This is a genomic window from Bradyrhizobium sp. AUGA SZCCT0158 (genome assembly GCF_018130065.1).
Taxonomy (GTDB): domain Bacteria; phylum Pseudomonadota; class Alphaproteobacteria; order Rhizobiales; family Xanthobacteraceae; genus Bradyrhizobium.
In genome coordinates this window covers 30,921-53,925 of sequence record NZ_JAFCME010000030.1, presented here as the reverse complement: position 1 = coordinate 53,925, position 23,005 = coordinate 30,921, and the positions used below count along the sequence as shown (strand labels likewise).

Here is a 23,005-nt window from a genome sequence, read left to right as displayed (position 1 = left end):
ACGCAGCTACGCACCCACCGTCATGACTGCATATCTGCCGGGCAGTTGACCATCCAGGGCGTGCCGAACTTGTCGACGCACATGCCGAAACCATTGGAGAAAAAGGTCTTGGCAAACGGCATCTTCACGGTGCCGCCATCGGCCAGTGCATTGAAGCGGCGCTCGGCGTCGGCGGGATCATCGACCTGCAGCGCGACCGAAAAACCCTGCGGCTGATGGAAGTCGCCGGGAAATGCGTCGGAGGCCATCACCACCTCGCCATCGACCGTGAAACTGGCGTGCATGATCTTCTTCTTCCATTCCGCAGGGATCGGCATGTCGGCCGGCCCGCCTTCATAGAGCATCATCGCGTCAATCTTGGCGCCGAGCACTTTCTCATAATACTTCAGTGCTTCTTCGCAATTTCCGTTGAAGAACAGATAGGGATTGACCTGCATGGTTGGCTCCTTGGGTGGACAGATTTGACGTGAACGCATTCGCGGTGACCGTGCGCTACTTCTCGGTGAGCTTCTTCAGATTGGCAAGACCAGTCTCGAAATCCCTGCCGATCATGCGGTCCAGGTTCATGAACACCTGCATCACCTTGGACAGGAACACGGCGGGGCCGGTCATCGTCCAGGTCAGACGGGTAGCATCGCCCTGCGGCAGCATTGTGAATTCGGCGGTGTTGTGACCTTCGAACGGCTTGAAGAAATCGAGCTTGATGAGGATCCTCGAGGGCACTGACGTTTCGAGGATTTCCATGCGGCCGGACCCGACATTCTTGTTGCCGTCCCAGGCATAGACCGCGCCCTTGCCGCTGTCGGCGCCGCCATAGGTGCGCTTCAGCGCAGGATCCCTGTCCTCGTAGGGCGACCAGCTGCGCCATTGGCGAAAATCGTTGATCAGCGGAAATATCCGGTCCGCCGGCGCCTTGATGCTGATGGCGCGCTGGACCTGGAACGTATCCGGCTTGGTCGCGGCCAGAACCAGCACGGCGGCGATGGCAATCGCCAGTATGACGGCGATGATGGCAATGATGTCGAGCATGTCAGGCTCCGTACGGGCTGGTCATTATGATGGAAGTCGGCGGCGGAAAGGAATGAAATTGCGCAAGGCCGGATCGCGCAGCCACAGCCCGCCCCATACCATCAGGCCGAGATAAAGCCCGAACAGCGTGTGGGTGAACAGCGGGCTGTCGATCCGGACATGGGATGCCATCGCGCCGCCGAGGTAACCGGTCAACAGGATGGCGCCGAGGATCGAGGTCGGCGGCACCGAATACAGCACCGTGCAGACGATGGTGATGATGCCCAGGCTGCGCGCCAGCGTTTCGCTCGAACCATAACCCATCTTGTCCATCGTTTCCGTGACGACCGGCCACGGCACCAGCTTGATGGCGCCGTCGAACAGCAGGAACACGATGACCAGGCCGGAGAGAACACGGCCGGTCCAGCGGGCGGTTTTGGCGACCGGCGCGGTTTCGGCGATCGCAGACATGGTGGACATGGCTTTCTCCTGTCATTTGCACAATTCCAGGACGAACGAGCCTGACGCAAACAGACAGGACGGCCGAACTTTTTTCAGAGGCCGCCGCACCCCACGCCACACAAGCGGTGGGAGGTGGGCCGCATGAATCGACAGAGCACGCCGCCAACACGGTCTCCGGCGAAGACATCTCTGATCGAGATGGCACACATCACCATGGTCGATTTCATGCGTGCGATCAGCGGCATGCGATCGAGATAACCGCGCGCCTGGCACGAACCTTTCATCGCGAAGGCGCGACTAACGGCTGTCAATCGAAACAGCCGCCCCCGGCAAAACCCATCCATTCTGGAGCACGACCAATGTCCTGCGAACAAAAGACGCTTGTCCAAACCAACCGGCCTGAGGACTCGATGTCCTACGCCATGATCGTCATCGGCGGCGGTGTCGGAAATCTTGCCGCAGGGATTTATTCTGCTGTTGCATACGCCCTGCGTCGCGTCCTGGCTCCGCAATCGCCGGTTCGGGAACGCCGTCTCCCGGCTGCGTACACTCAGCGGGCTAATTGGGGGCCGCAGCTGGCGCGGCCTTTCACAGCGAAGCGCGACCAATGCCAAATTCATTGAAGACCAATCATTTAAATCATTCATTGCGGAGCACGACCATGACCCCCGACCAGAAGGCGCTTGTCAAAACTACCTGGGGCATGGTGGTCCCGATCGCCGATACCGCCGCGCAACTGTTCTACGGCAGGCTGTTCGAAATCGACCCGTCCACGCGCCCCATGTTTGAGAGCACCGACATGCCGGAGCAGCGCAAGAAGCTGATGCAGGCGCTGGCAACCGTGATCGGCGGTCTCGACAACCTCGCGCCGCTGATCCCGGTGCTGGAAACGCTCGGCAAGAAACACGTCGCTTACGGCGTCCTCGACAAGCATTACGACTCGGTCGGCGCCGCATTGCTGTGGACGCTCGAACAGGGCCTGCAAACCGCGTGGACACCGCCGGTGCAGGACGCCTGGATCGCGGCCTACACGGCCGTCGCCGGCGTGATGCGCAATGCGGCGAAGACGGTTCCGGACGCCGCATGACCGGCGCCGCCTGAAGCCCATTTGCGACAAGATTGATTCGGTGATGAGCGCGCCGTTTCCGGCGGCGCTTCAGCCCCGGCGGAAGCCGTCGTGAGGCGCTAATGGCGTGATGAGGTTATGTTGAATTGGTCTGGCGGCGGTCTCGCTGCACCTCTCCCGCTTGCGGGGTCGAGACGAGCGAAGCTCGCTCTTAGGTCGACGCGCGAAGCGCGGCGGGTGGGGGCTCTCTCCAATCGAAGAGTGCGAATCGCGGATAGACCCCCACCCCAGCCCTCTCCCGCAAGCGGGAGAGGGAGCGCGCTTCCTTCGCGGTTGCTATTTGACCTAACTTGATCAAGCTCTAGATGAGGAAGCTAGGCTACTTCCCCGCCTTGGCGCCGCGCGGCTTGCTGTCGCGCATCAGGCGGTCGAGGTGCATGCGGATGTGGGCGGCCTCGGCCGAGGTATTGGCCAGTGCGATGGCGCGGTCGAAGGCGACACGGGCTTCATCGTTGCGGCCGAGCTGCATCAGGAAGGCGCCGCGCACGCCGAAGTAATGAAAGTAATTCGACAGCCGCGCCGCCAGCGGCTCGATCATGTCAAGCGCGGCTTCGGGACCCTTCACCTTCGAAACAGCGACGGCGCGATTCAGCGTGACCACGGGCGATGGTTGCATGATCTCAAGCGCGCCGTACAGCAGATCGATCTGGGTCCAGTCGGTATCCTCAGGCTTTTCGGCGCGGGCATGCAGGGCGGATATCGCCGCCTGAATCTGATAGGGCCCGCTGCGGCGATGGCGCATCGCCTTGTCGATCAGCGCCAGCCCCTCGGCGATCATCTTGCTATTCCACAGCGTGCGATCCTGGTCGTCGAGCAGGATCACCGCGCCATCGGCATCGAACCGCGCCGCGGCGCGCGCGTGCTGCAGCAACAGCAGCGCGGTCAGCCCCATGATCTCGGGCTCACTCTGGAACAGCCGCAGCAACAGCCGCGCCAGCCGGATCGCTTCCTCGCACAGCGGGCTGCGGATCTCGGCGGTATCGCCGCTCGCCGAATAGCCCTCATTGAAGATCAGATAGATCATCGCGGCTACCGCAGCCAGCCGCTCGGTGCGCTCCACGGCCCCCGGTGTCTCGAACGGCACGTCGGCGTCAGCCACGCGCGCTTTTGCACGCGTGATGCGCTGCTCCATCGCGGCCTCCGAAACCAGGAAGGCGCGCGCGATCTGCTTGACGGAGAGGCCCGAGACGATGCGCAGCGCCAGCGCGATCTGCTGTGTCGCCGGCAAATCCGGATGGCAGCAGATGAACAGCAGCCGCAGAATGTCGTCGCGGTAATGCGAGCCGTCGAGTCGCTCGGCGAGTTGCTCCTCGGCATCGTCGGTATCCGAGATCGCGTGGTCGTCCTCGGGCAGCGGCTCCTGCTTGCGGCCCCGCCTGATGTCGTCGATCGCGACGTTGCGCCCGACCATGATCAGCCACGCCGCGGGGTCGCGCGGCGGGCCGTTCTGCGGCCAGCTTTTCAGCGCCCGCAGGCAGGCGTTCTGGAATGCTTCCTCGGCGGTGTCGAGGTTGCGGAAATAGCGCAGCAGCGCGCCGACCGCCTGGGGGCGCGCCGAGGTCAGCGCGTTATCGATCCAGGCGGTGTCGGTCATTTCGGTGCGCTCCCGGGTGTGAAATGGCCAACTGGGCGGATCTCATAGGCGCCGCCGGGATTGGCCTTGCCGAGATCGCGCGCGACGTCGAGCGCCGCGTCGAGATTCTCGCAATCGACGACATAGAAGCCGAGCAGTTGCTCCTTGGTTTCGGCATAGGGGCCGTCGATCACGACCGGCGGATCGTCCTTGCGCAAGGTGGTCGCCGCCGTGGTCGGCAGCAGCCGCGCCACCGGGCCGAGCCGGCCCTGCTTGGTGAGCTTGTCCTGCACGACCCGCAGTTTCGTCATGACCGCGGCGTCCTGTTCCTTGGTCCAGGAACCCGTTAAATCTTCGTCGTGGTAGCAAAGGATGGCGTACAGCATGCGACCGGCATCTCCGTTCTTTGTAATGACGAATGGTTATGCCCGCTGCCGACAGGGGAGCGAAAGAAATTTTCGAGTGTTCCGTGCCCTGTCAGAGACCGACAATCGAAATGCCGGCAGGTGCATGACAGCCATGACCGCAGCCGGAATTACGATGATTTGGCCATTTGGTATCTCCCTTGCTTGATGAAAGGAGGTTAGAGGAATGTTCAATCCTCAGAAGGTACCGGTCACGCTGCGTGGCGATACGAAGGGAAAATCAATGAAAAAAGGGGCGCTTGCGCTGCTGGTGCGTGGCGGGACCGATAACTGGGCAGCGTCGCGGTGGATGAAGCGGTTTGGCGACGTCTGCCCGGATCGCCTCGTGGTGGAGATGCCGGATCCATCGTTCGACCCGGCCGAGGTCCATTACGCCGCGGTATGGAAGCCGAAGCCGGGGGACCTCGCCGCGTTCAAGAATCTGCGCGTCATCTTCAACCTCGGCGCCGGCGTCGATGCGCTGATGGCTGACACCTCGCTGCCCGACCTGCCGCTGGTGCGGGTCGCGGTAAGCGACCTTACCGAGCGGATGACCGAATATGTCGTGCTGCACGCGCTGATGCACCATCGGCAGGAGCTTTATCTGCGCGAGAGCCAGCGGGTGAAACGCTGGTCGCCGCAGCCGCAATGGGCGGCGGGCGCGATCACCGTCGGCATCATGGGGTTGGGCGCGCTGGGTGCCCATGCGGCCGGGGTCCTCAAGCACGTCGGCTTCAAGGTCGTCGGCTGGAGCCGGAGCCCCAAGGAAATCGCCGGCGTCCCCTGCTTTCACGGCGAACAGCAATTGGAGGCCTTCCTGCGGCAGACCGACATTCTGGTCAGCCTACTGCCGCTCACGGCCGATACGCGGGGTATCCTCAATCGCGGGATGTTCGAGAAACTCAACCGCAGCAGCCCGATGGGCGCGCCGGTCCTGATCAATGCCGGCCGCGGCGCCTTGCAGAACGAAGCCGACATTCTGAGCTGCCTGGAAGACGGCACCCTCGGCGGCGCCTCGCTCGACGTCTACGTGACCGAACCGCTGCCCGCGGACAGCCCGTTCTGGACCCATCCAAAGGTGGTGCTGACCCCGCACAACGCCGCCGACACCGATCCCGAAGAGATTTCGAAATACGTCGCGCAGCAGATCGAACGTTTCGAGGCCGGCGGCGCGCTGGAGAATGTGGTGGACCGCGGACGGGGGTATTGAGTCCAATTTGAATGACGATGTCGTCCCGGCCTTGAGCCGGGGCCCATAGCCACCGGCGATTATTGGTTTGCACGCTGGTCGTTATCTTCCATTCAACAACATCCGCCGCGGCGTATGGGTCCCGGCTCAAGGCCGGGACGACAGTTACCCGCGCACCATCACATCGACAGCGCCGTTGACGAGCGCTTCCAGTTCCGCGCGCGGGATCTGGGCGCGGGCGCGGATCGCAATGGTGTGGATGGTCGCCGACGCGAGATTCGCCAGCACTTGCGGATCGGCGGAGGCGGCGAGTTCGCCGCGCTCCTGTGCGATCTTGAACAGCCGCGCAAAGAATCGATCCATCTCGCCGAGGCCGCTGACCACCAGGGCGCGGATGTCAGGGTCGAACACCGCTTCCGAGGTCGCGGTCATCACAGTGAAACAGCCGCGCGGTCCGCCCTCGCCCGACAGATACATGTCGAGCGCGATGCCATAGATTCGAAGCAGCATCGGCCGCAGCGGCATGTCGGCCGCGAAGGCCTCGCCCATCCGCGCGCGGGCGCGGTTGCGGTAGCTCTCATAGGTCTTCTTGTAGAGTTCGCGCTTGTCGCCGAACGCGCCATAGAGGCTCGGCCGGTTCATGCCGGTGGCGGCGCTGAGATCATCGAGCGAGGTCGCGGCAAAGCCGTCCTTCCAGAACACATCGAGCGCGCGCGACAGCGCCACGTCAGGCTCATAGGCGCGCGGCCGGCCGCGGCGTTTTGGCGGGATGCCGCCGGCCGGGGGTTGCGGCCTCGCAGGCTCGGGCATTGAAAGCTCAGCCTTCGCCTTGGCCCGGGCACGCGGCGGCGGTGGATTCCTTTTTTGTACCATCTTGCAAATAATCCTTGACGCTTATTTATACGAAGCGGTACATAAATCAAGCTCAGCCGTCGCGACCGTCTGAAGCCAAAGACCGAAACCCCAAAAGTGAACCCCACAGGGAGATTCGACCATGGACCTTTATTTCTCGCCCCTCGCCTGCTCGATGGCAACCAGGATCGCGCTGTATGAGGCCGGCAGCCAGGCCAACTTCATCGAGGTCGACCCCAAGACGAAACGCGTGTTGAAGGACGATTCGGATTTCTACGCGGTCAATCCGCTCGGCCTCGTGCCCGTGGTGCGGACCGACGACGGCGTGACGCTGACCGAGAACGCCGCGATCCTGCAGCACGTCGCCGAGCGCCTGTCCGATTCCAATATCGGCGCCGGACCCGGCATCGAACGCTCGAAGCTGCAGCAATGGCTGTGCTTCATCGGCACCGAACTGCACAAGGGCCTGTTCACGCCGCTGCTCGGCAAGACCGTGCCGGCGGAGGTCAAGGCCTATACGCTGGAGCGGTATCTGTCGCGCCTCGACTACCTCAACAAATATCTCGAGGGGCGTGAATTCGTGCTCGATCATTTCAGCGTGGCGGACGCCTATCTCACCACCGTGCTGAACTGGAGCATCGCGACCCCGATGATCGACTTTTCGAAATATCCAGCCGTGAAGGATTATCTCGACCGGATGAAGAAGCGGCCGAGCGTGGCGAAAGCGCTGGCGGAAGAGTTCGACCTCTACAAGGCCGAGATCGCCCGGCACAAGGCGGCGGCGTAATTCAGTTGTCGCCCCGGCGAACGCCGGGGCCCATACGCCGCGGCGTGCGTAATTTAGGCGGGTGTCTGCCGACTTTTTTCTACCGATAGATCACGCGGTATGGGTCCCGGCTCAAAGCCGGGACGACATCAATGGAAAGTGACGTACCTCATTTCGCCAGCAAACGCGCCTTCATATCCACCATCGCCTGCCCGAACACTTTTGTGTCGTCGAGCGCCCGCGCCAGCACCAGCGCGCCCTGAATGGTCAGCAGCGCATCGGCAGATCGCCGCCGCGCTACCCTTGCGCTGAAGCCGGCGCGCCGCAGTGTTTGTGCCAGCGCATCGTTCCAGCGGCTGAAATAATCCGCTACCTGCGAGCTGAAAATATCTCGCGATGCCCCGAGCGCGATGACGCCGACCAGGCAGACGCGGTGGCCCGAACGGAAATAGCGGTCGACACAAGCGGTCATGTCGGAAATCGCCTGTGCGGGATCATCGGAGTTGCGCAGGGCTGCGAAGATATTGACCTCAAACCAGTGATCAATCTCGGCCAGGACTTCCGCCGCCATCTGCGCTTTGCCGTCGGGGAAGAAATGATAGAGGCTGCCCTTCCCCAGACCCGTGGCCTTGCCGATCAGCGCCAGCGTCGCGCCTTCATAACCGTGGCTGCGGAACACCTCCGAGATCAGCGGCAATAGGTCGGCGCGTTCGGAAACGGTCTTGGCTATAGTTCCCTTGGCCATGGCTCCGCTAGAACGGGCTCTCGCTCAAGCCCGCGACATCCGCCGGACGCGGTCCGGGCGCGGCCCAATGAAAGCGCCGGTCTTTCTCGGCAATCTCGACATCGTTGATGCTGGCCTCGCGCCGGCGCATCAGGCCGTGCTCGTCGAACTCCCATTGCTCGTTGCCGTAGGAGCGGTGCCACTGCCCGGCACCGTCATGCCATTCATACTGGAAGCGCACCGCGATGCGGTTGGCGTCGAAGGCCCAGAGATCCTTGATCAAGCGGTATTCGTGCTCCTTCGCCCATTTGCGGGTGAGGAATTCAACGATCGCGGCGCGGCCTTCGAAAAATTCGGCGCGGTTCCGCCAGCGGCTGTCCTCGGTATAGGCCAGCGAGACCCGCACGGGATCGCGCGAATTCCAGGCGTCCTCCGCCATGCGCGCTTTCTGGGCAGCGGTCTCTCGCGTGAACGGCGGCAAGGGCGGGCGCGACATCGGGTATCTCCGGCTTCTGAACGAGCCGGAGACTGTACCGATCGGTACAGAGTGTCAAGTATTCGGCGAAATCAATCCAGATCGGCCTTCAGCAGCAACCGGAGCGATTTCGGGATCGGCTTCGCCCGCCCCTCGCAAATGAAGGCGACGCGCACCTTGGCCGTAACCAGAGCTTCCCCGCCGCGTCGCACTTCCTGCGCCAGCGTGATCGAGGCGCCCTTCACCGCGATCGGCCAGGTCACCACGTCGAGCAGATCGTCCATCCGCGCCGGCCGCAGGAAATCGATTTCCATCGAGCGGACCACGAAGGCAAAGCCCGGCGTCTCCGCCTGCGCCTGCTCGAACAGCGCATGCTGATCGGCACCCATCAGCCGCAGATGATTGGTGCGGCCGCGCTCCATGAAGCGCAGATAATTGGCGTGGTAGACGATGCCGGAGAAATCCGTGTCCTCGTAGTAGACGCGGACCTGCATGTGATGGCGGCCGTCGCGGACCGCGCCGTCGATGTGGGGTAAAGTCAATTGCGGCCCTCGATCGCCTGGAAAGCCATCGTTTTGCGCAAAATCCGCCTGCCGCGCAAGCGCGACAGATTACGCCACGACCGGGCCCTGCCCGCCCAGCGTCACCAGCACGATCTCCGGGGGAACGCCGATGCGGAGCGGCATGATGCTGCAGCCGAGGCCACCGGAGACGACGATGTCGTGCTTCATGCGGATATGGCCGTAGGCCAGTTTCTGTCCCGACGGCGACACCGGCGACCAGCCGAACAGGCGCACCTGACCGCCATGGGTATGACCGGAGAGCTGCAGTGACACCCGCGCCGGCACGCGCCTGGCGATGTCGGGCTCATGCGCCAGCAGAATAACCGGCGCGTCATCGCTGACTTTCGCCAGCGTGGCCCCGAGATCGTCGACGCCGATACGCCGCACCGGGCGGAAGCGGCGTGCCGGAAAATAGGCCAGTTGATCGCCAAGGCCGGCCAGCCAGAACGAACGCCCGTCCTTGGTGAGACGCTTGGCGTCGTTGTCGTAAACCGGAATACCTGACGCCTCCAGCGCGCGGCGGGCGATGGTGTGGCCCTTGCCTTCGCGCTGCACCTCCTTGTCTTCCCACCAGTCGTGATTGCCGAGAATGGCGTGCACGCCGAGCGGGGCCTTGAGCCCGGCCAGCACCGGCGCCCATTCATCGGCCGGGATGAAGCGCGTCACCTTGCGGTGCCCGGCCACGTAGTCGCCGAGCATGACGATGACGTCGGCCTTCAGTGCGTTGGTGCGCTCGACGATCCCCTGGATGCGGTCGAGCGACATCCAGGGATCGCAGGCGTGCAGGTCGGTGATGACGGCGATCTTGAGCTTGAGATCGGCGGGCCATTGCGGCGGCAGAAGGTTGTACCGCGTGACGCGAAGCTGCAGCGCGGGTTCGGAGAATCCGTAGGCCGTGGTCGTGACGCCGAGAGCGCCCAATCCACCAAAGAGTTTAAAGAAATGTCGGCGTGAAATCATGGCTGGTCAATCGTGATGCATCGCAAACATGGGCGGGTATTGAGCCGGAATTGGGGTGCGTTTGTGCAGATCGTCAGCAGTTGCATTAAGGTTACCACCTGTTCTCCCCGACCAGCGCGTCGAGCCGGGCCCTCAATTCGTCGGAGGCGCGGTAGTACCAGACGCCGCCCAAAAGATCTCGAAAACGGTCGCTGGCCTGCGCCTCGCGCTCGATGCGGTCGATGGTTTCCATGCTGATGACATCCTCGAGCGGACCGGCCGCGAGGAGCGACAGCAGCGCCGGATTGGTCTCGATCTCGAGGATCGCGACGATCAGATCGATCGCCCTGTCCGGATCCTCCTCCCGCAATTCGCTCTCATAATCCATCATCGCAAAGAAATTGTCATCGCGGTCGCTGTCGGATTTCGAATGTTGTTCGACCCAGGCGCGAGCCAACTCCGGCAGCGTCATGGCTTCGCAATCGAGCGGCTGTTTTGGGGTCCGTCGCGCGATGTCGTCGGCCTTCCAGCCCTTGAGGTCGGCGATCGCCTGGATGCGTTGCTTCAACGGCTTGTTTGGTCCGAGCAGAATGCCGCCGAGCAGCCAGCGCAGCCGGGCATTGTCCTTCGCCTCGGCCTCGATCCGATCGATCACGCTTTCGCCGTGGGCATACATCAGCGACATCATGAACTTTTCATTGAGCTGCATCACGGTCGGCTTGTCGGATTCACTGCGCAGCACTTCGAGCGCAAGATCGAGCGCGCGATCCGGCTTGCGGTGCGGCAGATGATCGAAATAGAGCTTGGCCGCCCAGGCGCCGGAGGTCTGGTCGCGCTTGCTCAGCCGCTGCAGCACAGCCCACAATGAGGCCAGTTCGTCGACAGGCATCGCGTTGAGGAAGTTGTCGGAATCGTCGGGCGTGCCCAGTTCCGGCGCTGCCGCGACAACGGCCAGCACCTTGGCGTCTTCGGTCGATTTCATCTGGCACTCCACGGCAAAAACAGCCGGTCCCGCGCGATGCGCGCGCCGCCGACTTGTTGATATTTTCTGTTAGTGCGTGATTGGGCCGATCCGGTTCGATGATCTCAGTCGTCGCGATGCTGGCCGCCGAAAAATCCGACTGGCTCGGATCACGCGCGCCGCTGTCGGGTTCACTTCATCGCGCGACTTCGGTCTCTGCTGACGAGGACAAGAGCCCAGATCGACTGGGTAAAGAGAAAGAACGGCCAAGCAAACCAACCCCAGAGCCAGCAGACCTGCGACCCGCACGCCTTGAACCCGACTTCAGGGTGAATGAGCAACCTTACGCTTTCGCCGGCAAGCTGTGGACCAACAGTTGTTACTTCGATACGCACGCTGTTCATACCGGACTGGAGAGCGAGACCGGGGTTTGTCGGCGGCCAATTCCATACCCCAAGAGCCTCATTCAATTCAGCAACCAAACCTCGGTAAATATGAGAACTGTCGTAGCCTGTCTTCGGTAACGCCGAATACGGGGTCGGGATTTCTGACGAGTCCGACGATGCCTTGAGAAGAATTTCCGCACCTGGGTTCGAGAATTCCAGACGATCCGAAGGACGTGATCGGGTCGTATACTCGCCGAGCTCGGGTCTGTCGGTATGCTCCCCGCGGAATTCCAATTCCATCCGCAAGCGATCGTCTCCGAATCGGAACAGCGTCTGGTTGGCGACGAAGCCGGGCGAGAGCGTGATCGGAACAGCCGCGCTTAGGCTGGCGACATAACCGGCCAGGAAGTAACCACTCAGGGGCACAGTCACCGCAAGCCAGATCAGCCATGCTGCGCGCAACGAAAGGCCTCCTCAGTCTTCGTCGTTCCCGCCGCCGAACAGGCCGAACTGCGCCGGATCGCGGGCGGGTTCGGCGAGGCCGAGATGTTTGAAGGCGTGCGAGGTCAACAGCCGGCCGCGCGGGGTGCGCTGCAGGTAGCCGCACTGGATCAGGAACGGCTCGATGATGTCCTCGATCGCATCGCGCGGCTCCGACAGCGCCGCCGCCATGGTCTCGACGCCGACCGGGCCGCCGCCATAGTTCAGCGCGATGGTCGAAAGATATCGCCGGTCCATCGCATCGAGGCCGGCGGCATCGACTTCCAGCGCGCTCAGCGCATGGTCGGCAATGGCGCGGTCGACAGAGGTGGCATCCGCGGCGGACGCAAAATCCCGCACCCGGCGCAGCAGCCGACCGGCGATGCGCGGCGTGCCGCGGGCGCGGCGCGCGATCTCGTTGGCGCCGTCCGGCGTCATGCCGATGTTGAGCACACGGGCGCCGCGGGTGACAATCTTCTCCAGCTCTTCCACGGTGTAGAAATTCAGCCGCACCGGAATGCCGAAGCGATCGCGCAGCGGATTGGTGAGCAGGCCCGCACGCGTCGTGGCGCCGACCAGGGTGAATTTCGCCAGCTCGATTTTTACCGATCGCGCCGCCGGGCCCTCGCCGATGATGAGATCGAGCTGAAAATCCTCCATCGCAGGATAGAGCACCTCCTCGACCGCCGGGCTGAGGCGATGGATTTCGTCGATGAACAGCACGTCGCGCTCTTCGAGATTGGTCAGGAGCGCGGCGAGGTCGCCGGCCTTGGCAATCACAGGTCCGGAGGTCGCGCGAAAGCCGACGCCGAGTTCACGCGCCACGATCTGCGCCAGCGTGGTCTTGCCGAGGCCGGGAGGCCCGACGAACAGCACGTGATCCAGCGCCTCGCCGCGCTTGCGCGCCGCCTCGATGAAGATCGAGAGATTCTTCCGCGCCTGCGCCTGGCCGACGAACTCCGCCAGCAATTGCGGGCGCAGCGCGGTATCGCCGACATCGTCGCTGCGGCGCTCGGGGGTGACGATGCGGGAGGGCGTGTTCATGCGGCTACTTGTATGTCTTTCTCACCTCTTGGCCCAGTCCTAGGCCGTTTTTGGAAACAACGGCCGGAAAAACGACCGTTCATACCGGATGAAGCAGCGAGTCCGTTTTGCGAAGGCGACCGCCTTCTGGCAGTCGGGATCGGTGCCGGCATCCTTGCGGTACTGTTCGTAGGCCGCAAGGCTCGGAAAGCTGAACATCGCCAACGCCACGTCGCTCTCGCCTTCGGATGGCAGAAAGTAGCCGTGATGGACGCCACCGAACCGCGGCAGCAGTTCAAGCCACATCGCGCCGTACGCCTCGAAGTCGGCGAGCTTGTCCGGATCGAGCTGGTAACGCAGATAACAGGTAATCATTTTGTGATGCTCCAGCGCAGTTCGTTCATTTCGCGAGTTCCTTCAGCCCCAACCGGATCAGTTGGGCCGTTTCCGCATTCTCGCCGGCGCTGCGCGAGGCGGACGCGATGGCGGCCGCCGCCTGCGGCTGGCCGTAGCCGAGATTGACCAGCGCCGAGATCGCGTCGGTGACCGGGCGTGGCGCGCGATCATTGTCGATCGCTCCAGAAAGATGCACCAGCGCCGGATCGACGCTGGCGAATGCCGGCGCCTTGTCCTTCAATTCGGTGACAATGCGTTCGGCGACTTTCGGCCCGACGCCGGGCGTGCGCGTCACCGCGGCCTTGTCGCGCAGCGCGATCGCGTTCGCAAGTTCAGCCGGCGGCAAGGTCGAGAGCACCGCCAGCGCCACCTTGGCGCCGACGCCCTGCACCGTCTGCAGCAGGCGGAACCATTCGCGCTCGATATCGCCGCGAAAGCCGAACAGCTTGATCTGGTCCTCGCGCACATAGGTCTCGATCGAGAGCACCGCGGCCTCGCCGGGCGCGGGCAGCGCCTGCAGCGTGCGCGATGAGCAATGTACCTGATAGCCGACACCACCGACGTCGAGGATCACGTAGTCCTCGCCGTAGGAGTCGATCAGGCCTTTCAGTTTGCCAATCATATCCCCGCCACCTTCAGCCGCAGCGCCGTGCCGGCGCGGTGATGGGCGTGCGTGATCGCGATCGCGAGCGCGTCGGCGGCGTCGGCGGATTTCGGCTCGGCCTTCGGCAGCAGGATTTTCAGCATCACCGCGATCTGGTTCTTGTCGGCATGACCGGCGCCGACCACGGTCTTCTTGACCTGGTTCGGCGCGTATTCGGCAACCGATATGCCGAACATTGCCGGCGCCAGCATGGCGACGCCGCGCGCCTGGCCGAGTTTTAGCGTCGCAACGCCGTCCTTGTTCACAAAGGTCTGTTCGACCGCAGCCTCCATCGGGCGGAAATCGCCGAGCACAGCGGCGAGGCCTTCATGGATCGCGAGCAGTCGGCTCGCCAGCGGCTGATCATCCGGCGGCTCCACCGAGCCGCAGCCGATGAAGACCAGCCGGTTGCCCTCGGTCTCGATCACGCCCCAGCCGGTGCGGCGCAGGCCGGGGTCGATGCCGATAATCCGGACGGGTTGGCGAATCGGAGGAGATGTCATGGCCTGTGATAACGCCAGAGCACCGTGAACGAAACATAAAGAGAACAGTCATCCCCTGCCCAGGTCGCGTACCCACCATCAATTGTCATCCCCGCGAAGGCGGGGATCCAGTACGCCGGGAAGCCTGTGATGAATCGCAACTGCCCGGAGTACTGGATCGCCCGGTCGTAGGCGAGCGGAAGCGACGCCGTCCTTCAGACGGCTATGCCGGGCGACGACAGCGGAGCGTGGGGCCGCGTTCGCAGGGACGACAAATCACCCGCCCATCTTCGCCATCAGCGCGTCCGAGACTTCGAAATTGGCGTAGACATTCTGCACGTCGTCGTGCTCGTTCAAATGGTCGATCAGCTTGAGCAGCTTCTCGCCGGTCTCGTCGTCCACCGGCACCGTGTTCTGCGGCTTCCAGGTCAGCGCCGCCTTGCGGGCTTCGCCGAACTTCGCTTCCAGCGCCTTGGCGACCTCGCGAAACGTTTCCTTGGAGGCATAGATTTCGTGGCCGTTCTCGCTCGAAATAACGTCGTCGGCGCCGGCTTCGATCGCCGCATCCAGCATCGCGTCATCGGAGGCCACCTTGGCGTCGTATTCGATGATGCCGGTGTGATCGAACATGAAGGAAACCGATCCGGTTTCGCCGAGGTTGCCGCCGGACTTGGTGAAGTAGGAGCGGATGTCGGAAGCCGCGCGGTTGCGGTTGTCGGTCAGCGCCTCGACGATGACGGCGACGCCGCCGGGTCCGTAGCCCTCGTAGCGAATCTCGTCGTAGTTCTCGCCCTCGCCGCCGCTCGCCTTCTTCACCGCGCGCTCGATCGAATCCTTCGACATATTCTCCTGGCGGGCGGAAATGATCGCCGCGCGCAGCCGCGCGTTCATCGCCGGATCAGGCTGGCCCATTTTGGCCGCGACCGTGATTTCCCGCGCCAGCTTGCCGAACAGTTTCGACTTCTGGGCATCCTGCCGCCCCTTGCGGTGCATGATGTTCTTGAACTGGGAATGGCCGGCCATGCGGGGGTCTCTTGGATTCGTTCGTGAGCGGATTTGAATGAAAACGCGGCCTTATAGGCCGTCAACCGGCCAAAATCAAAGATTCAAGGCCGTTCTGGTACTTAAGTAGTGCCCGTAAGATGGAATATGAGGCAGTTGTTAACCATGACTTCATGCCCGGATGAGAGGATGCGCCGCACCTACTCAACTTTTAAGAGACCCCAACCGTTAAGAGAGCCCATGGCGTTCGGTTTGTTTCGAAAGCGAGTGCCGGAGGCGTCCGCGCCTGCCGTTGAACCCAACAATCCGGGTGCGGTTCCGACGGCAGCAGCCGCGAGCGACGGCACCCTTGAAAGCGATTCGGCCAAGGAAATCCTTGAACTGCTCGAACTCGAACTCGGCGGCATGATCCGCCAGCTCGAGCGCGCGGCCCATTCGGTCGCTGGCGGCGCCGAGGCGACCGCGGCGACGCTGACCACCATCCGCCACCGCACTGACGCCCTGACCGGCCGCACCACCGCAGCCCAGAGCACCGCGACCACTTTCTCGCAGGCCGCCGACAAATTCACGCATTCGGCGCAGGGCATCGGCGAGCAGGTGCGCGATGCCGGCAAGCTCGCCGACCAGGCCAGCGAGGCCGCCCGCGAAGCCAGCGCCAATGTGGACCGGTTGCGCGAATCCTCCGCGGCGATTGGCAATGTCGTCAATCTGATCGCGCAGATCGCGCGGCAAACCACGCTGCTGGCGCTCAATTCGACGATCGAGGCCGCGCGCGCCGGCGAAGCCGGGCGCGGATTTGCCGTCGTCGCCACCGAGGTGAAGGCGCTTGCGGTGCAGACCCAGAACGCCACCGAGGAAATCACCAGGAAGATCGAAGCGCTGCAGCGTGACGCCGCCGGCTCGGTCGACGCCGTGCATCGGATTTCGCAGGCGATCGAATTGATCCGGCCGGTGTTCGACAACGTCAACGGCGCGGTTGCCGAGCAAAGCCAGACCACCGGCGAAATGTCCGACAATGCCGCCTCCGCATCGCGCTTCATCGTCTCGGTCGGCGAAAGCGCCACCGAGATCGATGTTGCGACCAAGGAAGCCGAAGCGCATGGCGAAAGCGTCGCCAGTGCCGGACGCGCGGTCACGACCTTTGCGCAGAAGCTCAAATCGCGCTGCGCGGTGCTGCTGCGCCAAAGCGAGCGCCAGGGCCAGCGCAAACAGGAAAAGCTGCCTTGCAGCCTCAAGGTCGAAATCCAGACCCCGCGCGGCCTGATCACGGCGCCGGTCTACGAGATTTCGATCGACGGCATCCTGATCAGCGGCGCAGACGCCGAAAAGCTGCCGCCCAACCAAAGCCTCGATGCCACGCTGCCGGATATCGGCGTCTGCAAAATTCGCATCAGCGAGCGTTCCAAGGCCGGCGCGCAGGCGCAGTTCGAGCGGCCGGATGCCGCGTTGCGCGAGGCGATCGAAGACAAATTGTGGGCGATCCACGACGAGAACACCGAGTTCGTCACCCGCGCCATGGAAGCAGGCGCGGCGTTGACGAAAATTTTCGAGCAGGGCGTCGCCAGCGGCGCGATCTCGATCGAGGACATGTTCGACACCAACTATGTCGAAATACCAGGCAGCAACCCGGTGCAGTACCGCACCAAAATTCTGGACTGGGCGGACCGCGCGCTGCCGCCATTCCAGGAAGCTTTCCTTGCCAAAGACAAGCGCATGACGTTCTGCGCGATGATTGACCAGAACGGCTACCTGCCGGTTCATAACAAGATCTATTCACACCCGCAGCGGCCCGGCGACGTCACCTGGAACACCGCCAACAGCCGCAACCGCCGCATCTTCAACGATCCCGCGGGCCTCGCCGCCGGCCGCAACCAGCGCGCCTATTTGGTGCAGAGCTACGCCCGCGACATGGGCAACGGCAACACCGTGATGATGCGCGAGATCGACGTGCCGATCCGCGTCAAGGGCCGGCACTGGGGCGGCTTCCGCACGGCCTATAGGCTGTAGATTCTCGATTGACGCGTTTTCTCGACGCGAACCAGTATCCACCTCGGATCAAGTCCGAGGACACGCTTCGCTCGAAAACGCTCCAGCAGTTCGCTCTCAGGCAAGACGCAAGGCGCGAATCGCATTCTAGACTTGAAACTGGAATGCGCTCGCCGCGGTGAGCCGATCGTCGGCTCTGACTGGAGAAAGCTTGAGCATGTCCTTTGTGCAGCGTGCAGTCCTGGACACTCAATCCAACCAGACACTTGCCGAACGACTGATTGACCAGCTTGCCGACCGCATCGGCGGGCTCGGCGTGGAGCTTGCCGACATCGCCGGCAACGTCCAGGAGGTCGCAAGCCGCGTCGCGAACCAGTCGGACCGGTTCCACCACTTGCAGAAGACGGCCCAGACGATGGTCTCGGCCAACCGCGACATCGCCAATGCATCGCAGGCGGTGCAATCGACCACGTCGGCCGCCGTCGGAGAGATCGTTCAGTCGCGCAGCGCGGTGGATACGGCCGTCCAGCACATCGCCGAACTCGTCGAAGCGGTCGGCCGCATCGAGGCCCGGCTCAGCACCGTCGGCTCGGCCCTGTCGCAGGTCGCAAAAGTTTCCGGCTCGATCGAGGCGATTGCGAAGCAGACCAACCTTCTGGCGCTCAATGCCACGATCGAGGCGGCGCGCGCCGGAACCGCCGGCCGCGGCTTTGCCGTGGTCGCGAACGAAGTGAAGAGTCTCGCGGAAGGAACTCGCCAGGCCACGCAGCAGATTTCCGATACCATGCGCGATCTCGACGGCCAGATCGGCAGCCTGATCGGCGAGAGCAGCGACGCCTCGCTCCGCGCCAAGAGCGCTAGTGAAGGCGCACAGCAGATCAGCGGCATCATCGCGCGCGTGCATCAGGGCATCGCGTCCGTAGGCTATGAGATCGACGGCGTCGCCAGGGCCGCGACGTCCAATCTCGGCCATTGCGACCGCGTGATCGAGGAACTCGGCCAACTTGCCCAGGGCGTCGATTTGTCTTCCAGCGAGCTGAAGCAGGCCGACGGACGGGTCGCGAAGCTGCTCGAACTGTCGGAAGGCCTGATCGTACTGATCGCCGACAGCGGCGTCGAGACGGCGGATGCGCCGTTGATCCGCGTGGTGATGGATACCGCAAAGCAGATTTCCGACGCGTTCGAGGCCGCCGTCGCGCGCGGCGAGATCACGGTCGAGCAGTTGATGGACGAGAAATACCGCGAAATATCAGGTACCGATCCGAAGCAATATCTGACCGACTATGTCGCCTTCACCGACCGCGTCCTGCCCTCCATCCAGGATCCGATCCAGAAGAGCGATCCGCGCATCGTGTTCTGCGTCGCCTGGGCCAAAGGCGGCTATCTGCCGACCCACAATCCGAACTACCGCCTGCCACAGGGGCACGACCCTGTCTGGAACAACGCCAATTGCCGCAACCGCCGCCTGTTCAGCGACCGCGCGGTGAAGAAGGTGGCGGCGAACACAAAACCGTTCCTGCTGCAGACCTACCGCCGCGACATGGGCGGCGGCAATTTCGTGCTGATGAAGGACCTCTCCTCCCCCATCCACGTGCGCGGCCGCCATTGGGGCGCCTTCCGCATGGGATTTCGGCAGAGCTAGATGTGGTCGTTCGGCGACCTCCGGGCGGTATACCGCAGGGCGCAGATACAAAATCGCACAACCCCTAGAAAAGCTCTGCTGTAACATACATTTCAGTAGGAAATGAATGCCATTGTTCGGGCTGAAAGCGGTCTCTGTCGAACAACGGTAGATATGTCTCTTTACGCTCTTAAGCCGCGCTTCCAGACATTTCTGCGTCCGCTGGTCGCGTGGCTCGCCGCAAATCGCATCACGGCGAATGCCGTCACCGTTGTGGCGACCGCGGGATCGGTGGCGATCGCTTGCATCGTCATGTGGAAAGCCGACGAAAGGCTCGTCTTCCTATTGATGCCACTGTGGCTGTTCGTTCGCATGGCGCTCAACGCCATCGACGGCATGTTAGCGCGCGAATTCGGTCAAAAGAGCAGGCTCGGCGCCTATCTCAATGAAATCGGCGATGTGGTCTCCGACGCTGCGCTCTATGCGCCGTTCGCGACCGTCGCGCCATTCGGTCCGATCGACGTTGTGACGGTGATCTTTCTTTCTATCCTGGCGGAGTTTGCTGGTGTGCTTGGTCCGCTGGCCGGCGCGTCGCGCCGCTATGACGGCCCGCTCGGCAAGAGCGACCGCGCTCTCGTCTTTGGTACGCTTGCTTGCTGGATCGGCTTTGGCGGAGCACTGCCGGGCCCGCTGTTCTGGCTGATGCCGGCGATCGGGCTTCTTCTGCTCGTCACAACGGTCAACCGCGTTCGCGCCGGCCTCGCCGAAGGCGGGTACGGCCGTATAGGGTAAGTGTCACGTAGCCGGCTTATCGGAGTTCTCGATGCGCGCCGTTCACGAAAATACATTTCAAACGCACGATGGCGTCTCGTTGTTTTACCGGCATTGGCCTGCCGTGTCCGAAAAGCCGCAAGGCGCGATCCTCCTCTTCCACCGCGGCCACGAGCATTCTGGCCGCATGGCCCATCTCGCCGATGAGTTCGACCTTCCCGACTTCGCCGTGTTTGCTTGGGACGCGCGCGGTCACGGGCGCTCACCCGGAGAACGCGGCTACAGCCCTAGTCTCGGCACCTCCGTGCGCGACGTGCAGACGTTCGTCGATCATATAGCGGCAACCTACAGCATCGCCGTCGAGGACATGGCGGTCATCGCACAGAGCGTTGGCGCGGTGCTGATTGCGGCGTGGGTGCACGACTATGCACCAAAGATCCGCTGCATGGTGCTGGCCTCGCCCGCCTTCAAGGTGAAGCTCTATGTGCCGTTCGCGCGCCTCGGCCTCAAGTTGCAGCACGCCTGGCGTGGAAAATTCTTCGTCAACTCCTACGTTAAGCCGCAATTCCTCACCCATGACCCCGCACGGATCGAGTCATACCGTGCCGATCCGCTGATTACGCGCCCAATTGCCGTCAATATCCTGCTGGGCCTTTATGAGACCGCAGAGCGTGTCGTGACCGACGCGCGTGCAATCACGGTGCCGACCCAATTGTTGATCTCCGGCGCCGACTGGGTCGTGCATCACGCGCCGCAACACCGCTTCTTCGAGCGGCTCGGAACGCCGATCAAAGAGCGCCATATCCTTCCGGGATTTTATCACGACACACTCGGCGAGTTCGGCCGTGCCACCGCGGTCACCAAGTTACGTCGTTTCATCCTCGATCGCTTCGCTGAACCCTTGAACCGGCCGATCCTGCTCGAATCCCACCGCATGGGCTATACCCGCGAAGAGGCCGACGCGTTGGCCTCGCCGTTGCCGATGATTTCGCCGCGCGGGCTATATTGGGCGCTGACGCGTCTAAGCATGCGGATCGGCGGATTGCTTTCGAATGGCATCGCGCTTGGCCATCGCACCGGCTTCGACTCCGGCTCGACCCTCGACTACGTCTACCGCAACGCGCCGCAGGGCAAGGGCGTACTCGGCCGCCTGATCGACCGCAACTATCTCGGTGCAATCGGCTGGCGCGGCATCCGCCAGCGCAAGCGGCACCTGGAAGAACTGCTGCGCGCCGCGATGGCGCGCCTTGGCGAGAACAATGTTCCGATTCGCGTGATTGACATTGCTGCCGGGCACGGGCGCTATGTGCTCGAAGCGCTCGATGGCGTGCGGACGAAACCGGCTTCAATTCTGTTGCGCGATTACAGCGACATCAATGTCGAGGCGGGCGCGAAGCTGATTGCCGAGAAAAGCCTCGTGGACGTCGCCACCTTCGTCAAGGGCGACGCTTTTGATCGCGACGATTTGGCCGCTGTGCAGCCGAAGCCGACGATGGGCATCGTATCTGGTCTCTACGAGCTGTTTCCTGATAACGAAATGGTCGGCCGTTCGCTGGCAGGACTTGCGGCGGCAATCGAACCCGGTGGTTATCTGCTCTACACCGGCCAACCCTGGCATCCGCAGATCGAACTGATCGCCCGGGCGCTCACCAGCCACCGAGAGGGGCAAGCGTGGATCATGCGTCGGCGTACCCAGGGCGAGATGGATCAACTCGTGGAGGCGGCGGGCTTCCGCAAGATCGAACAGCGCATCGACGAATGGGGCATCTTCACCGTGTCGCTTGCGCAGCGGGTCGGACCGTGACCGTTACGGAGAGCTCACCAACTACCACAACCCGGGAAAGCGTCCCGGAGCGGCCGTGGCGCCGCGCCTTCGCATGGTTGTGTTTTCTCACGCCGTTCTTCTACCTCACCTACGGTGCTGCCAACTGGCTCGCGTTGTTGCGTCCGGGGGTGCCTTCGATCGTCTTCGGCTGGGAGCACGCCATCCCGTTCCTTGGCTGGACGATTATTCCATACTGGTCGATCAACGCCTTCTACGGCCTGTCGTTGTTCGTCTGCGCGAGCCGGGACGAGCTTGACACGCATGGCCGCCGCCTCCTGACGGCACAGGTCGTTGCGGTTATCTGCTTCATCCTGCTTCCGTTGCGTTTTACCTTCACCCAACCCGAGACGGTCGGGCTGCCCGGCTTTCTGTTCGCAGCCTTGACGAGCTTCGACAAGCCGTTCAACCAGGCTCCTTCGCTGCATATCGCTCTGCTGGTTATCCTTTGGGTGCTTTATGCCCGCCATCTTCCGCGCTGGGCGCTATATCTGCTCCACCCATGGTTCGCCCTAGTCGGCGCTTCAGTGCTCACCACCTATCAGCATCACTTCATCGACGTTCCCACCGGCGCGCTGCTCGGGTTGTTCTGCCTCTGGCTTTGGCCGGATCGCGGGCCGACCCCGATCTCGGTTTTCGCGCTCACGCGCGATCCACAAAGGCGCCGGCTAGCAATCCACTACGCCGCCGGAGCTTTGGTTTTCGCCGGCGCGGCATTGCTTACCGGCGGGGCCGGTTGGTGGCTGTTCTGGCCAGCGCTCGCACTTGCCTTTGTGGCAGCAAATTACGCCGTCTTCGGCGCCGCTGGTTTCCAGAAAGGAGCGGATGGACGCATGAGCCTTGCGGTGCGCCTTCTGCTTGCACCGTATCTGGCGGGCGCCTGGATCAATTCCCGCATCTGGACGCGCAACGAGCCGACGCAGGCGGCGGTTGACGATGGCGTAGCGATCGGCCGAATGCCCTCCAGGGGCGATTCCAGGACGTTTGCGTCAATCGTGGACCTGAGCGCCGAGATGCCGGCGCTGCGCGCTCACGACGGCTGGCACGCATACCCGGCGCTCGATCTGGTGGCGCCGCCGCCGTCCACCCTGCGGGAAGCGGCTGCCATGATCGAGCGGACGCGCGCGAGCGGCGCGGTTCTCGTCTGCTGCGCGCTCGGCTATTCGCGCAGCGCATCGGCGGTAGCGGTTTGGCTGCTGGTCACAGGTCGTGCCTCAAGCATCCAGGATGCGGTCGAGCGCGTGCGCCGAGTGCGGCCGCGAATCGTCCTGGGCGCGGACGCGCTGCAGGCCATCGAGCACGCGGCACGAGGCAACACCCCATGAACAGCGGTGATTCAGGGGGCTATCCT

General features: G+C 63.1%; 25 protein-coding genes. 8 read left to right on the top strand and 17 right to left on the bottom strand.

Annotated elements, in window-relative coordinates:
- Nucleotides 1-20 precede the first annotated feature (20 nt).
- The 3 genes from JQ574_RS29845 to JQ574_RS29835 are packed head-to-tail and all read right to left on the bottom strand — an operon-like array spanning nucleotide 21 to nucleotide 1,479.
- Nucleotides 21-437, bottom strand: a complete 417-nt coding sequence (locus tag JQ574_RS29845; RefSeq protein WP_212213130.1) for a VOC family protein — start codon at nucleotides 435-437, stop codon at nucleotides 21-23.
- Nucleotides 438-492: 55 nt separating this feature from the next.
- Nucleotides 493-1,029 (bottom strand): SRPBCC family protein, encoded by a 537-nt coding sequence (locus JQ574_RS29840; RefSeq protein WP_212213132.1) that lies wholly within the window; start codon nucleotides 1,027-1,029, stop codon nucleotides 493-495.
- Nucleotides 1,030-1,053: 24 nt separating this feature from the next.
- Nucleotides 1,054-1,479, bottom strand: coding sequence for a DoxX family protein (locus tag JQ574_RS29835; protein WP_212213280.1), 426 nt, complete (start codon nucleotides 1,477-1,479; stop codon nucleotides 1,054-1,056).
- A 652-nt stretch (nucleotides 1,480-2,131) separates the two neighbouring features.
- On the opposite strand from JQ574_RS29835, the gene JQ574_RS29830 reads away from it, so the two are divergent.
- Nucleotides 2,132-2,557 carry a globin family protein gene (locus tag JQ574_RS29830; protein WP_212213134.1) on the top strand — a complete coding sequence of 142 codons (426 nt, stop codon included), beginning with the start codon at nucleotides 2,132-2,134 and terminating at the stop codon, nucleotides 2,555-2,557.
- Between the two features lie 358 nt (nucleotides 2,558-2,915).
- Here JQ574_RS29830 and JQ574_RS29825 read toward each other — a convergent pair whose 3' ends face one another.
- On the bottom strand, nucleotides 2,916-4,190 hold the full coding sequence (locus tag JQ574_RS29825) for an RNA polymerase sigma factor (protein ID WP_212213136.1): 1,275 nt from the start codon (nucleotides 4,188-4,190) through the stop codon (nucleotides 2,916-2,918).
- On the bottom strand, nucleotides 4,187-4,555 hold the full coding sequence (locus tag JQ574_RS29820; RefSeq protein ID WP_212213138.1) for a YciI family protein: 369 nt from the start codon (nucleotides 4,553-4,555) through the stop codon (nucleotides 4,187-4,189). The genes JQ574_RS29825 and JQ574_RS29820 overlap by 4 nt, the downstream gene beginning before the upstream one ends.
- 262 nt (nucleotides 4,556-4,817) lie before the next feature.
- On the opposite strand from JQ574_RS29820, the gene JQ574_RS29815 reads away from it, so the two are divergent.
- Nucleotides 4,818-5,783: a glyoxylate/hydroxypyruvate reductase A gene (locus JQ574_RS29815; RefSeq protein ID WP_212213283.1), complete on the top strand. Its 966-nt coding sequence runs from the start codon at nucleotides 4,818-4,820 to the stop codon at nucleotides 5,781-5,783.
- A 144-nt stretch (nucleotides 5,784-5,927) separates the two neighbouring features.
- Here JQ574_RS29815 and JQ574_RS29810 read toward each other — a convergent pair whose 3' ends face one another.
- Nucleotides 5,928-6,635 (bottom strand): TetR/AcrR family transcriptional regulator, encoded by a 708-nt coding sequence (locus JQ574_RS29810; protein ID WP_409411230.1) that lies wholly within the window; start codon nucleotides 6,633-6,635, stop codon nucleotides 5,928-5,930.
- A gap of 121 nt (nucleotides 6,636-6,756) precedes the next feature.
- On the opposite strand from JQ574_RS29810, the gene JQ574_RS29805 reads away from it, so the two are divergent.
- Nucleotides 6,757-7,401, top strand: a complete 645-nt coding sequence (locus JQ574_RS29805; protein WP_212213142.1) for a glutathione S-transferase family protein — start codon at nucleotides 6,757-6,759, stop codon at nucleotides 7,399-7,401.
- A 148-nt stretch (nucleotides 7,402-7,549) separates the two neighbouring features.
- Here the strand turns inward: JQ574_RS29805 and JQ574_RS29800 are convergent, their stop codons facing one another.
- The 11 genes from JQ574_RS29800 to JQ574_RS29750 form a co-directional block, all read right to left on the bottom strand.
- Nucleotides 7,550-8,125, bottom strand: a complete 576-nt coding sequence (locus tag JQ574_RS29800) for a TetR/AcrR family transcriptional regulator (protein ID WP_249119689.1) — start codon at nucleotides 8,123-8,125, stop codon at nucleotides 7,550-7,552.
- Between the two features lie 7 nt (nucleotides 8,126-8,132).
- Nucleotides 8,133-8,600: a nuclear transport factor 2 family protein gene (locus JQ574_RS29795; protein ID WP_212213144.1), complete on the bottom strand. Its 468-nt coding sequence runs from the start codon at nucleotides 8,598-8,600 to the stop codon at nucleotides 8,133-8,135.
- A 71-nt stretch (nucleotides 8,601-8,671) separates the two neighbouring features.
- Nucleotides 8,672-9,121 carry a tol-pal system-associated acyl-CoA thioesterase gene (gene ybgC / locus JQ574_RS29790; RefSeq protein WP_212213146.1) on the bottom strand — a complete coding sequence of 150 codons (450 nt, stop codon included), beginning with the start codon at nucleotides 9,119-9,121 and terminating at the stop codon, nucleotides 8,672-8,674.
- 69 nt (nucleotides 9,122-9,190) lie between these two features.
- Nucleotides 9,191-10,102 carry a metallophosphoesterase gene (locus tag JQ574_RS29785; protein WP_212384128.1) on the bottom strand — a complete coding sequence of 304 codons (912 nt, stop codon included), beginning with the start codon at nucleotides 10,100-10,102 and terminating at the stop codon, nucleotides 9,191-9,193.
- Between the two features lie 91 nt (nucleotides 10,103-10,193).
- The gene (locus JQ574_RS29780) at nucleotides 10,194-11,063 is read right to left on the bottom strand and encodes a DUF6869 domain-containing protein (RefSeq protein ID WP_212213150.1); all 870 of its coding nucleotides are present in this window, start codon (nucleotides 11,061-11,063) and stop codon (nucleotides 10,194-10,196) included.
- A gap of 170 nt (nucleotides 11,064-11,233) precedes the next feature.
- Entirely contained in the window at nucleotides 11,234-11,890 is a 657-nt protein-coding gene (locus tag JQ574_RS29775; RefSeq protein ID WP_212213152.1) for a hypothetical protein, read from the bottom strand.
- 12 nt (nucleotides 11,891-11,902) lie between these two features.
- Nucleotides 11,903-12,952: a Holliday junction branch migration DNA helicase RuvB gene (gene ruvB / locus JQ574_RS29770; protein WP_212213154.1), complete on the bottom strand. Its 1,050-nt coding sequence runs from the start codon at nucleotides 12,950-12,952 to the stop codon at nucleotides 11,903-11,905.
- 39 nt (nucleotides 12,953-12,991) lie between these two features.
- A complete protein-coding gene (locus tag JQ574_RS29765) occupies nucleotides 12,992-13,306 on the bottom strand; it encodes an NIPSNAP family protein (protein ID WP_212213156.1) in 315 nt (104 codons plus the stop codon).
- Between the two features lie 25 nt (nucleotides 13,307-13,331).
- The gene (gene ruvA, locus JQ574_RS29760) at nucleotides 13,332-13,949 is read right to left on the bottom strand and encodes a Holliday junction branch migration protein RuvA (protein WP_212032930.1); all 618 of its coding nucleotides are present in this window, start codon (nucleotides 13,947-13,949) and stop codon (nucleotides 13,332-13,334) included.
- Nucleotides 13,946-14,473: a crossover junction endodeoxyribonuclease RuvC gene (gene ruvC, locus JQ574_RS29755; RefSeq protein ID WP_212213160.1), complete on the bottom strand. Its 528-nt coding sequence runs from the start codon at nucleotides 14,471-14,473 to the stop codon at nucleotides 13,946-13,948. Before ruvC ends, ruvA begins: the two co-directional genes overlap by 4 nt.
- A 255-nt stretch (nucleotides 14,474-14,728) precedes the next feature.
- Entirely contained in the window at nucleotides 14,729-15,475 is a 747-nt protein-coding gene (locus JQ574_RS29750; protein WP_212213163.1) for a YebC/PmpR family DNA-binding transcriptional regulator, read from the bottom strand.
- A gap of 219 nt (nucleotides 15,476-15,694) precedes the next feature.
- On the opposite strand from JQ574_RS29750, the gene JQ574_RS29745 reads away from it, so the two are divergent.
- The 5 genes from JQ574_RS29745 to JQ574_RS29725 all read left to right on the top strand — a co-directional run bounded on the left by JQ574_RS29745 (nucleotide 15,695) and on the right by JQ574_RS29725 (nucleotide 22,979).
- A complete protein-coding gene (locus tag JQ574_RS29745; RefSeq protein ID WP_212213165.1) occupies nucleotides 15,695-17,461 on the top strand; it encodes a methyl-accepting chemotaxis protein in 1,767 nt (588 codons plus the stop codon).
- Nucleotides 17,462-17,657: 196 nt separating this feature from the next.
- On the top strand, nucleotides 17,658-19,082 hold the full coding sequence (locus JQ574_RS29740) for a methyl-accepting chemotaxis protein (RefSeq protein WP_212213169.1): 1,425 nt from the start codon (nucleotides 17,658-17,660) through the stop codon (nucleotides 19,080-19,082).
- Nucleotides 19,083-19,235: 153 nt separating this feature from the next.
- A complete protein-coding gene (locus JQ574_RS29735) occupies nucleotides 19,236-19,853 on the top strand; it encodes a CDP-alcohol phosphatidyltransferase family protein (protein ID WP_212213171.1) in 618 nt (205 codons plus the stop codon).
- Between the two features lie 31 nt (nucleotides 19,854-19,884).
- Entirely contained in the window at nucleotides 19,885-21,636 is a 1,752-nt protein-coding gene (locus tag JQ574_RS29730) for a bifunctional alpha/beta hydrolase/class I SAM-dependent methyltransferase (RefSeq protein WP_212213175.1), read from the top strand.
- A complete protein-coding gene (locus tag JQ574_RS29725) occupies nucleotides 21,633-22,979 on the top strand; it encodes a phosphatase PAP2/dual specificity phosphatase family protein (protein WP_249119688.1) in 1,347 nt (448 codons plus the stop codon). The genes JQ574_RS29730 and JQ574_RS29725 overlap by 4 nt, the downstream gene beginning before the upstream one ends.
- Nucleotides 22,980-23,005 lie beyond the last annotated feature (26 nt).